10 protein-coding genes are annotated in these 11,737 nt (G+C 28.8%); 8 read left to right on the plus strand and 2 right to left on the minus strand.

Translation table 11 applies throughout. The annotated features are described in order from the left end of the window. Positions 1 to 143: 143 nt before the first annotated feature. Complete coding sequence (locus HCG70_RS11250) at positions 144 to 1,106, minus strand: AraC family transcriptional regulator (protein ID WP_221697778.1); 963 nt, start codon at positions 1,104 to 1,106, stop codon at positions 144 to 146. Between the two features lie 181 nt (positions 1,107 to 1,287). Here HCG70_RS11250 and HCG70_RS11255 point away from each other — a divergent pair, with 181 nt between their 5' ends. The 5 genes from HCG70_RS11255 (at position 1,288) to HCG70_RS11275 (ending at position 6,834) form a co-directional block, all read left to right on the plus strand. Further along, positions 1,288 to 1,629: a PTS transporter subunit EIIB gene (locus tag HCG70_RS11255; RefSeq protein ID WP_221697779.1), complete on the plus strand. Its 342-nt coding sequence runs from the start codon at positions 1,288 to 1,290 to the stop codon at positions 1,627 to 1,629. Between the two features lie 18 nt (positions 1,630 to 1,647). Further along, the gene (locus tag HCG70_RS11260) at positions 1,648 to 2,673 is read left to right on the plus strand and encodes a PTS transporter subunit EIIC (protein ID WP_221697780.1); all 1,026 of its coding nucleotides are present in this window, start codon (positions 1,648 to 1,650) and stop codon (positions 2,671 to 2,673) included. A 131-nt stretch (positions 2,674 to 2,804) separates the two neighbouring features. Then, complete coding sequence (locus HCG70_RS11265) at positions 2,805 to 3,335, plus strand: hypothetical protein (protein ID WP_221697781.1); 531 nt, start codon at positions 2,805 to 2,807, stop codon at positions 3,333 to 3,335. 102 nt (positions 3,336 to 3,437) lie between these two features. After that, positions 3,438 to 5,414 (plus strand): glycosylhydrolase-like jelly roll fold domain-containing protein, encoded by a 1,977-nt coding sequence (locus tag HCG70_RS11270; RefSeq protein ID WP_221697782.1) that lies wholly within the window; start codon positions 3,438 to 3,440, stop codon positions 5,412 to 5,414. Beyond that, positions 5,407 to 6,834, plus strand: a complete 1,428-nt coding sequence (locus tag HCG70_RS11275) for a 6-phospho-beta-glucosidase (protein WP_221697783.1) — start codon at positions 5,407 to 5,409, stop codon at positions 6,832 to 6,834. The genes HCG70_RS11270 and HCG70_RS11275 overlap by 8 nt, the downstream gene beginning before the upstream one ends. Positions 6,835 to 6,977: 143 nt before the next feature. On the opposite strand, the gene HCG70_RS11280 is transcribed toward HCG70_RS11275, so the two are convergent. Beyond that, positions 6,978 to 7,826 carry a PHP domain-containing protein gene (locus tag HCG70_RS11280; RefSeq protein WP_221697784.1) on the minus strand — a complete coding sequence of 283 codons (849 nt, stop codon included), beginning with the start codon at positions 7,824 to 7,826 and terminating at the stop codon, positions 6,978 to 6,980. Positions 7,827 to 7,975: 149 nt separating this feature from the next. Between HCG70_RS11280 and HCG70_RS11285 the strand changes: the two genes are divergently transcribed. The 3 genes from HCG70_RS11285 to rhaA all read left to right on the plus strand — a co-directional run. Next, positions 7,976 to 8,935: an AraC family transcriptional regulator gene (locus tag HCG70_RS11285; protein ID WP_154820529.1), complete on the plus strand. Its 960-nt coding sequence runs from the start codon at positions 7,976 to 7,978 to the stop codon at positions 8,933 to 8,935. A gap of 158 nt (positions 8,936 to 9,093) precedes the next feature. Further along, complete coding sequence (rhaB, locus tag HCG70_RS11290) at positions 9,094 to 10,509, plus strand: rhamnulokinase (RefSeq protein WP_042399318.1); 1,416 nt, start codon at positions 9,094 to 9,096, stop codon at positions 10,507 to 10,509. Position 10,510: 1 nt separating this feature from the next. Then, positions 10,511 to 11,737, plus strand: a 1,227-nt coding sequence (gene rhaA, locus HCG70_RS11295) for an L-rhamnose isomerase (protein WP_221697785.1), incomplete at its 3' end; no start/stop codon positions are given.

Consider the following 11,737-nt stretch of genomic DNA (forward strand, 5'->3'; position numbering starts at 1 on the left):
AAAATATAACTGGAAATAAAATTTCCAGTTATACATTTTATTATATTTATATTTTACACAAATTTTTAGATATCCTCATTTTATGATTTAATTTATTATAGAAAATTTGAACGAAATTACTATATAGTTTTATTAACTAAATATTATTTATATCTATATTCCTGTGGTGATAGGCCATAATACTCTTTAAATTTTTTATAAAAGAAAGTTAGATTGTTATATCCAGATTTTTCGGATATTTCATAAATAGGTAAATTACTATTTTTTAGATAATTTGCAGCATTAAGCATTCGTTGTGTTTGCACAATTTCTTTATAAGTTTTTCCTGTCATTTTTCTTATAAATGAGCTTAGGTAATTAGGATGGAAATTAAATTGATTAGCAACAGATTCTAAAGTGCACTCATTATAATTCTTTTCAATATATTTTAAAATATCAATAAGATTATTTTGTGAATCATTAATTGTATTTTTTCTATGATAAGAATACTCAGTAGTACGTATAAGCTCTGAAAATAGTAAAATTAAGTAACAATTTATAACTTCAGTAGAACATAACCCCTTATCGAAGTATTCACATAAAATAGACTTCATAAAGAAGTTTGTTTTAGAAGTATCTTTATCATTAAATATTAAATAATTTTCATGATTTGTAGATTCTGTTATTGCATTTACAAGGAATTGTGAAATAACACTATCTGAAGATAAACGGCTTAATAGTGAGCTTGTAAGATAGTCCTTCCTCATAAGTATGTTAATGAAAATATCATTAAAGTGACCAGCTTTTATAGAATGAATAATTCCAGTATCTATTATACATATGTCACCTTTAGTTAATACTATATCTTCACCATTAATATTTTGATAACAAGTTCCAGAATAAATATATACAATTTCAATAAAATCATGGGAATGAGGAGAAACATCAATAAATCTACTTTGTTTATTTATATAAACTATATCACTATCTATAAAGTAAGAACCATTAAATGGTTTACCAGCTTCAATGGATTTATTTGCATTCCAACTAGGATTAGTTTCACTTTGATATTTTATTTCACTTGGGCTTAATGTAAATAATAATTTTTCTAATTCATCTATATTCATAAAAAATCACATCCTTTAAGTTATAATATAAATACTTAAGTTTGGTTAGTCAACAACTTTGTAAACGTTATTTAAAATGCTGAAGGTTTGTTTTATTATATAGTTAAGCTAGCTAATAAAAAATATTTTTAGTTTTAAAAACTTGAGTTTTATGAGATTAAGGGAGTTGGAGGAGAGTATTATGGCTAAGGATTATACTGAATTAGCAAAGGAAGTTGTTGCTTCAGTAGGAGGAAAGGAAAATATAATTAGTGTTTCTAATTGTATGACTAGATTAAGATTTATATTAAAAGATGATAGTATACCTAATGAAAATAGTATAAAGGAAATTAATGGTGTAGCGGGAGTTATAAATCAAGGTGGACAATATCAAGTTATAATAGGAACCCATGTTACTAATGTACTTCCATTTGTTCATAAAGAAATTGATACTATGGGCAATAGTTTAGAGCAAGAAGGAAAAGCGAAGGCCGAAAATATGAAATTGGTTAAAAAAGATAGTCTTTGGAATAAATTTTTTTAAACAATACAGGGATGCCTAATGCCTTTGATAGGACCAATGTGTGGAGTTGGGATATTAAAGGGGTTATTAACAATCCTTACAAGTTGCGGCATTTTATCTACAACAGATGGGACTTATATACTTTTATATAATGCGGCTGATGCATTTATGGTATTCCTCCCAATATTCATTGCATACTCGGCTGCAAAGGTATTTAAAGCTAGTCCTGTACTAATGATGGCTATTGCAGCGGCCTTGGTGAGCCCAACATTATTATCATTTGTTGGAGCTGAAGAAACATTGAGTTTTTTAGGAGTTCCTATAGAGATGGTAAATTATCAGAACACATTTTTTCCAGCAATGGTAGCCTGTTTATTGGGAGCTAATATAGAAAGATTATTTAAGAAGATTATACCTGAAATGATTCAACTTATGTTTGTACCAATGTGTACTTTGCTTGTAACTATACCAATAACATTTTTAGTTATAGGCCCAGTAGTAACTGTTGTATCAAATTGGATTGCAAATGGGGTTGTTTCATTAGTAGCTGTAAGTCCGGTATTAGCAGGAATTGTTGCAGGAGCTTTCTGGCAATTAATAGTATTAACAGGACTACATACTGCTATGGTACCAATAATTATAAATAATATATTTACTTTAGGAGCATGTCCTCTTAATAGTATTTTAACGATGACAGTATTTTCAGTTTCAGGAGTTGCGTTAGGATATGGATTGAAAGTTAAAGATAAGCAAAGAAAATCAATGGCATTAGGAAATGTTGTTGCTGGATTATGTGGTGTAACAGAACCGATTATTTATACTATTGCACTGCCTAAGTTTAAAGAATTTGTATGTGCATTCATTGGCGGTGGGGTTGCTGGTGGAATAATCGGATTTGCAGGAATTAAATATTACAATATGGTTGGTAATGGTATATTTGCATTACCAGGAATGATTGCTCCAACAGGGGTAGATTCAAAATTTTATTTAGCAATAGCTTGTGCTGCAATTGCATTTGTAGTTTCAGCAGTTTGCGCTTATGTTGTTACAAATAAAGAAGATTAATTTTAGTTGAATATTAGGGAGGGGGATGCCCCTCTCTATAATCAAAAAAATATATATGATTATATTAAATTTGAAAGTAATACTTTAAGTAGGGATTTATATGGATATTTAGTAATGAGTGAGGTGCTAGTATGAAGAATTTACAACAAAACTTACAAAATAAATATGGTAATTATTTATATCCATTCTTCTGGCAACATGGAGAAAGTGAAGAGTTATTAAGGAAATATACAGAAAAAATAAGTGAGTGTGGAATGGATGCATTATGCATAGAAGCAAGACCACATCCTGATTTCTTAGGGGATAAGTGGTGGGAAGATATAGATGTTATATTAGATGAGGCAAAGAAAAGAAATATGAAAGTATGGATCTTGGATGACTCACACTTTCCAACAGGTTTTGTTAATGGAAAAATAAGAGATGAGTATCCTCAATATAAAAAAATGTATTTAGATATGAGGAGATTTGATGTAGTAGGACCTATGAATGGAGCGCGAATTAATATGAAATTATTAAAAGGGCGACCATGGGAAAGACCTAATGAAAAGGATCAAAATATTATTGGTATATATGTAGCTAAGAGATGCAATGAATATACTGATGAAGGAGATAATATTGATGTAGAGACTTTATTTGAAATAAATGAAAGACCTAAAAATTGAATATTAAGTTTAGATATTCCTAAGGGATCTTGGAGTATATTTGTTGTATTTAGCACGCATAAAGGTGGAGAAAAGGCTACAGAGGATTATTTAAATCCATTAGTGAAAGAAGCAACACAAGTACTTGTTGATACTGTTTATGAAGCTCACTATAAGCGTTATAAAGAGGAGTTTGGAAAAACAATATTGGGATTTTTCTCTGATGAACCACGTTTTGGTAACCAAAAGGGTACAGAGTCATCAATAGGTAAAACTGAAATGGTTCTTCCTTGGAGAATAGGTTTAGAAGAAGAGTTACCTTTTGAGTTAAAGTATTTACCACTTTTATTTGTTGAGAGCAATAAAAAACAAGCAGAAATAAGATATGAATATATGAACTTAATTACAAAATTATATTCGGAAAATTTTACTGCAGTTATAGGGAAATGGTGTGAAGAAAGAGGAGTTCATTATATTGGACATAATATTGAGGATAATGGAGCACATGCTAGATTAGGATATGGAACAGGACATTATTTTAGAGGGCAAACTTATCAAAGTTTTTCAGGAATAGATGTAATAGGTACGCAGATTGTACCAGGTATGCCTTATCATCATGATGGATTTGCAACTGGTGGATGTAATGGGGAGTTTTATCATTTTGCATTAGGTAAATTGGGTTCATCTGCTGCACATTTAGAAAAAAATAAAGAAGGAAGAGCAATGTGTGAGGCTTTTGGAGCCTATGGGTGGAATGAAGGTTCGAAACTAATGAAGTGGATAACTGATCATTTAATTGTTAGAGGTATTAATTATATAGTGCCTCATGCTTTTAATCCGAAAGAATATCCAGATTGGGATTGTCCACCACATTTTTATGCACATGGTCATAATCCACAGTTTAGATATTTTAAGCATTATTCTGATTATGCAAATAGATTAATGAATTTATTCCAAAATGGAATTCATCATGCTAATGTTGGAGTTTTATATCCTGCAGAGCAAGAATGGACCGGTGAATATATGCCTATTGAGAAAGCTGTTAGAGAATTATTAGAAAATCAAATTGATTGCGATATAATTTCAGCAGATTATTTAGATAAAGCAGTTATAAGAGATAGTAAATATGAAATTGAGAGAGAAAAGTTTGAAGTTCTAGTTATACCATATGCTCAATATTTACCTGTAAATATTGCGAAAAAGATTTGTGAATTAGCACAAAACAATGTGAAGGTTATTTTTATTAATGGATACCCAGAAGAACTTATAGGTAAAGGCGAGGTAAGTTTAAATTTATTAAAAGAAATGAGTCAATGTGTACAATTAAAGGAATTATCAATTTCATGTGAAGAAAATAGAGAGATAAAGATAAAAGAGAAATTTAAAGATTTAGTATATTATCACTATGAAACTGAAGATATGAATTCATTTATGTTCTTTAATGAAAGTATTTCTGAAATTTTAGATACTAAGGTGAATATTCCTAAGTTAGGTTATGCTTATGAATATGATGCATATGAAAATAAGTTATATATTTTAAATGAACATGAAGAAAATAGTTATGAACTATATTTAGAACCATATGAATCAAAAGTAATAATATTTACAAAGGAAGCAGTTAACTATGCTTTAAATAAAAAAATTAATATTAAAAATATGTCTAAGACAGAGTTAAATTTGAATTGGAATATAAGTTTTGCTAATGCATTATCTTATCCTAATTTTAGTTCAGAAATGGCATTAGATAAATTAAAAAATATAAGCTTAATTGATGAATATGAAGATAAAACAGGAACGATAAAATATAAATCTGTATTTGATTATTCAGGTAATAGTAAAGATGTAATTTTAAACTTAGGTGAAGTTTATGAAGTTGCAGAAGTATTTATAAATGGGAAATCAGCAGGGGTTAAGATGTGTCCACCATATAGATATGATATAAGTGATTTGATAAAAAGAGGGAAAAATGAGATTAGTGTTGAAGTGACAAATACTCTTGGAAATGGAAATAGAGATGGGTTATCTCAATATCTAGCAATTGAACCTTTTGGAATTATTGGACCAGTAGAATTAAGAGAAGGAGGAATTGTAAATGAGTAGTTTTCCAAATGGTTTTTTATGGGGTGGAGCTGTTGCGGCAAACCAATGTGAAGGTGGGTATTTAGAAGGAAATAAAGGTCTTGCAACTATTGATGTAGTCCCTGTTGGTAAAGACAGATTTCCAGTTATGTTAGGTAAAATGAAAATGTTTGAGTGTGATAATGAACATTATTATCCTAGCCATGAGGCAATTGATTTTTATTATAATTATAAAGAGGATATAGCGTTACTTGCTGAAATGGGATTTAAAACATTTAGATTATCTATTGCATGGACTCGTATATTTCCTAATGGAGATGACGCAAGTCCAAATGAAGAAGGTTTGAAATTCTATGACAATGTATTTGATGAGTGTAAAAGGTATGGAATAGAACCATTAGTGACGATAGCGCATTTTGATGTTCCAATGAATTTAGTAAAAACAATTGGTGGGTGGAAAAATCGTAAAATGGTTGATTATTATATAAAATATTGTAAAGTTATATTTAATAGATATAGAGAGAAAGTTAGATATTGGCTTACTTTTAATGAAATAAATATGTTGATTCACTTGCCTTTTGTTGGAGCAGGATTAGTTTTTGAGGAAGGTGAAGATGAACAAGCCATAAAGTATCAGGCAGCCCACCATCAATTAGTAGCTAGCGCAAAAGCGACTAAAATTGCTCATGAAATAAATCCTGATTTTAAAATAGGATGCATGTTAGCTGCAGGAAATACTTATGCTAATACTTGTGCACCTCAAGATGTATGGAAGTCTATGGAGAAGGATAGAGAAAATTATTTATTCATAGATGTTCAGTCACGTGGAGAATATCCTAATTATGCAAAAAAGATGTTTGAAAGAATGAATATAGAAATAAGAGTGGAATATGGGGATGAGGAAATACTGAAGGAAAATACAGTTGATTTTATTTCTTTTAGTTATTATTCATCTAGATTAACTAGTGCTGATCCTGAAGTTAATGCAGAAACAGCTGGAAATGTATTTGCAACATTAAAAAATCCATATTTAAACGCAAGTGAGTGGGGATGGCAAATAGATCCTTTGGGATTAAGAATTACTTTGAATTCTTTATATGATAGATATCAAAAACCATTATTTATTGTTGAGAACGGATTAGGAGCCGTAGATAGCGCTGATGAAAATGGTAATATTGCAGATGATTATCGTATTGAATATTTAAGGGATCATATAAAAGCTATGAAAGATGCAGTTAATGAAGATGGTGTAGAACTTATAGGGTATACTACTTGGGGCTGTATTGATTTAGTAGCTGCTTCAACAGGTCAAATGAAGAAGAGATATGGATTTATTTATGTAGATAAAGATGATGATGGAAATGGAACTTTAGAAAGAAGAAGAAAAAAGAGTTTTTATTGGTATAAGGAAGTTATATCTTCAAATGGTGAAAAACTTTAAGTAAATGAAATTAGCTTAAGTGTGAAGCTAATATTCATATAAACTTAGTAGGTAATAAAATAAATATAGATTTAATAACAACTTGATATTAAAAATAACCAGCAATGTATTAAGATAGATTTTTATACATTGCTGGTTATTTATTATCTTTTTAAACTATCAATTAAAGAGTAAGGAATTTTAAGGTCACCTTCTCCAAATCCAATTTCAATATTACCCCTATTAGCACCGTGATAATCAGTTCCACCACTAGAATATAACTGATACTTCCATACTAAATAGTCCAAAAGTCTTCTATCATCATCAGTATAAGAAGGATAGTACCTTTCAACTCCATCTAACCCTAAAGAAACTAAATATTTAATATTATCTTCAATTTCTTCAAAACTGAAACCTTCTAAACCAATTCTTTTATTAAAGTGAGCTAAATAAGACTTTCCGCCAGCCTCATGAATCATTTTAATAGCTTCATCTACAGTGATTAACTCATCATTTCCATAAGGAATTGGATCTAAATATATATCCCAAACTTTTTGAGGTTCAGTACAAATATTATTTTCAAGAATATATCTGTAAATATCATATCTAGATAAATATTCATCGTATTTAACTTTATGTAAATAGTTAATATCTATAGACAATCCATGATTGTTTTCTATATGCTTAAGTATTTTTGGAACACTTTTTTCTCTTGCTTTTTTCATTTTATTATAGCTATTTAAAAAGTACTCATTATGTATATCAATTCCTAAACCAAGTATATGAAGTAGTCTACCATCCTTATATAATGCACTAATTTCAATTCCATTAATTAATTCAATATTACTATCTTCTGCAGCAATTTTAGCTTCTTTTAAACCTGCAATACTATCATGATCAGTTAATGAAATTGCTTTTAATTTATTTTTCTTTGCTGCTTTTATCACATCTGTTGGACTACAGCTACCATCTGAAATATATGAATGTGTGTGTAAATCAATTAAATTCTCCATAAAAATACCCTCCAATGATATATATTATAACATTTTAATAAGTTAAATATAAGTTCAGAGTGCAATTATAGTAGTAGATCAAATAGGTAAAAGATATGTCCAAATTACTAAATTAATCTTATAATTAACTTATAAGGAGATTAGTGATTATGAGAAAAGATATAATAGATAAATTAATGGAATTAACGCAAGAAGAGAAAGAAATATTAGAAGGAAAACATAGCATTGATCAAAGTATATATACAGATGATAAACAATTTATCATAGATAGTAAAAAAATATTGGCAGATGGACAACTCATAAATATAAGAAAACATACGAGGTTTATAGAGTTCCCTGCACATAAGCATAACTATATTGAATTTAATTATGTCTATAAAGGTAAACTTACAGAAGTAATACATAATAAAAAAATAGAACTTCAAGAAGGCGAAATAATTTTTTTAAACAAAGATATAACTCATGCAATAGAAAAAAGTTCTGAAGATGATATTATAATTAATTTCATAATAAGACCGGAATTTTTTGATTTTATTCTTAACTTATCAGAAAGTGATAACATTATATTTAACTTTTTATTAAAGTCATTATATTTAAATAAAAATAGTAAAGGTGAATATCTTTATTTTAAAGTTTCTAATGAAAATAATATACAAGAGATTTTAGAAAAGATAATTATAGAAATTTATGAACCCACTATGATGAGTAGCACAACTATAAAATTATTAGTTGGACTATTAATTGTAGAATTAATTAAAAAGCCTAATAATATAGAAGTTTATTCAGAAGATAATTATGATAATTTAATTATAATTGAAGTTTTAAAGTATATAGATAATAATTATTCTACTGCAACTTTATTTGAAATATCTGAAATAGTGAATCAGCCACATTATAAAATAAGTAAGTTAGTAAAAAAGCATACTAATATGACATTTAAAGAATTGTTACAAGAAAAAAGGCTTAATAAAGCAAAGCAATTACTAAATGAAACAGATATTTCTATTGTAGAGATAATATCTTTAGTTGGTTATGAAAATCTTACTTATTTTTATAAAATATTTAAAGAAAAATATGGTTATACCCCAAAAGATTTTAGAAAATCATAAATTATTGTTATAAGGTGATTTTACTATGTATATTTATATTTGAGGAAAAATACATTTGCAAATAAGGATAATAAATTAGACAACCTTGGTTATTAAAGCCAAGGTTGTTTTTATTTATAATTTAATCATAGTAAACGTTTTGCAAGGGAGGAGAAATGATGAGCTATTACTTAGCCATTGATATGGGGGCTTCTAGTGGGAGGCATATATTAGGAAGTATAGAAGATGGAAAGATAAAGTTAGAAGAAATATATAGATTTGAAAATGGAATTAGCAAAATAGGAGATGAATATTGTTGGGATATTCAAGGACTCTTTAATGAAATAAAGAAAGGTATTAAAAAGTGCAAAGAGATTGGAAAAGTGCCAAAAACCATAGGCATAGATACGTGGGCAGTAGATTTTGTTTTATTAGATGAAAATGATGAGATGCTAGGAAATGCCGTTGCCTATAGAGATGATAGGACTGAGGGATATATGGAAAAAGCATTTCAAGTTATTCCGCAAGATATGTTGTATTTATACACAGGAATACAATTCCAAAGATTTAATACATTATATCAGCTATTAGCAATTAAGGATAAAAATCCAGAATACTTAAAAAAGGCAAAAACATTTTTAATGATTCCTGATTATTTAAATTTTTTACTTACAGGTAAAAAAGCTAATGAATATACAAATGCAACATCTACACAGTTAGTAAATTCTTTTGATAGAACTTGGGATAAAAATATTTTAAAGGAATATGGAATCAATGAGGAAATGTTCCAAGAAATAAAAATGCCAAAGACAAGTTTAGGAAAGTTAAGAAAAGAATTAGTTGATGAATTTGGATTTGATATGGAGGTTATACTTCCAGCAACTCATGATACTGGATCAGCATTTATATCTTCAGTATGTAATGATTCAGATAGTATTTATGTAAGTTCTGGTACATGGTCATTAATTGGCGTAGAGAATAGATTCCCGATTTGTGTACCACAAGCTATGGATTATAACTTTACAAATGAGGGTGGAATTGATTATAGATTTAGATTTTTAAAAAATATTATGGGGCTTTGGGTAATACAAGAGGTAAGGAGAAATTTAAATAATGAGTTTTCTTTTGCTGACTTAGTAGTACTAGCTGAAGAGCACAATTATTTTAAATCAATAGTTAATGTTGATGATGATAGATTTTTAAAACCCGACAATATGATTGAAGAAATTCAAAACTATTGTAAAGAAACTAATCAAGATATTCCAACAAAAGTTGGAGAAATAGCAGTTTGTGTATTTAATAGTTTAGGACATAGTTACAAAAGTGCAGTGGCAAATCTTGAGGATATATTTGAAAAAGAATTTAAGAGAATAAATATATTTGGAGGAGGATGCCAAAATAATTTATTAAATCAAGTAGTTGCAGATGTTACTGGAAAAGAAGTTTTAGCAGGACCAGTAGAGGCAACTGCAATAGGAAATCTTGTAGCTCAATTAATAAGTGTTGGTGAGTTAAAGGATTTAGGACAAGCTAGGCAAGTAATAAAAGAATCATTTGATATAAATATATTTAAACCAAATAAAGGAGAAGTTTAAGATGAATGTTAAAGAAAGATATGAATTAGCTAAAGAGCAATATGAAAAATGGGGAATAAATGTAGATAAAGTTTTAGAAGAACTTAATAAAGTGAAAATTTCAGTTCATTGTTGGCAAGGAGATGACGTTAAAGGATTTGAAGTAGTTCAAAATGCTTTATCTGGAGGAATTCAATGTAATGGAAATTACCCTGGAGCAGCAAGAAGTGCAGAAGAGTTAAGAGCTGATTTAGATAAAGCATTAAGTTTAATTCCAGGTAAGCATAAAGTAAATTTACATGCTATTTATTTAGAAAGTAATGGAGAGTTTGTTGAAAGAGATGAAATAAAACCAGAACATTTTGAAAACTGGGTTAACTGGGCAAAAGAAAGAGGGCTAGGATTAGATTTTAATCCAACGATATTCTCACATCCAAAAGCAGCAGATGGATTAACATTATCACATCCAGATAAAGAAATAAGAGATTTCTGGATAAGACATGCTATTGCATCTAGAAAAATTGGTGAATACTTTGGAAAAGAATTGGGGCAAACTTGCTTAACTAATCTTTGGATTCCAGATGGATATAAGGATATTCCAAGTGATAGATTAGGGCCGAGAGCAAGACTTAAAGATTCTTTAGAGCAAATATATGCAGTTAAAACAAATAAAGATTATAACTTAGATTGTGTTGAATCAAAAGTATTTGGTATAGGTGCAGAAAGTTATACAGTAGGTTCAAATGAGTTTTATCTAAACTTTGCAGCAAGAAATGGAATTATGTCATTAATGGATACGGGACATTATCATCCAACAGAAGTTGTTTCTGATAAATTATCATCAATGTTACTATTTGATGAAAAGGTTGCTCTTCATGTAAGTAGACCAGTTAGATGGGATAGTGATCATGTAGTTGTTTATGATGATGAGTTAAAGGAAATTGCTAAAGAAATAGTAAGAAATGATGCATTAGATAGAGTAATTATTGGACTTGATTTCTTTGATGCAAGTATTAATAGAATAGTAGCTTGGACAATTGGTACAAGAAATATGATTAAGGCATTATTAAATGCAATGTTAACTCCAAATGAATTGTTAAGAAAGCTTCAAGATGAAGGTAACTTTACTGAAAGATTAGCCTTAATGGAAGAATTTAAAACATATCCAATTGGAGATATATGGAATTACTACTGTGAAAAGAATAATGTACCAGTAGGTGAATCTTGGATAGAAGATGTTAAAAGATAT

Source organism: Clostridium sp. K04, from assembly GCF_019734375.1.
In the GTDB taxonomy this organism is placed as follows: domain Bacteria; phylum Bacillota; class Clostridia; order Clostridiales; family Clostridiaceae; genus Clostridium; species Clostridium saudiense.

Coding starts and splice junctions, on each gene's coding strand:
- HCG70_RS11250 (WP_221697778.1), bottom strand. CDS start 1,106: ATGAATATAGATGAATTAGAAAAATTATTATTTACATTAAGCCCAAGT.
- HCG70_RS11255 (WP_221697779.1), top strand. CDS start 1,288: ATGGCTAAGGATTATACTGAATTAGCAAAGGAAGTTGTTGCTTCAGTA.
- HCG70_RS11260 (WP_221697780.1), top strand. CDS start 1,648: ATGCCTTTGATAGGACCAATGTGTGGAGTTGGGATATTAAAGGGGTTA.
- HCG70_RS11265 (WP_221697781.1), top strand. CDS start 2,805: ATGAAGAATTTACAACAAAACTTACAAAATAAATATGGTAATTATTTA.
- HCG70_RS11275 (WP_221697783.1), top strand. CDS start 5,407: ATGAGTAGTTTTCCAAATGGTTTTTTATGGGGTGGAGCTGTTGCGGCA.
- HCG70_RS11280 (WP_221697784.1), bottom strand. CDS start 7,826: ATGGAGAATTTAATTGATTTACACACACATTCATATATTTCAGATGGT.
- HCG70_RS11285 (WP_154820529.1), top strand. CDS start 7,976: ATGAGAAAAGATATAATAGATAAATTAATGGAATTAACGCAAGAAGAG.
- rhaB (WP_042399318.1), top strand. CDS start 9,094: ATGAGCTATTACTTAGCCATTGATATGGGGGCTTCTAGTGGGAGGCAT.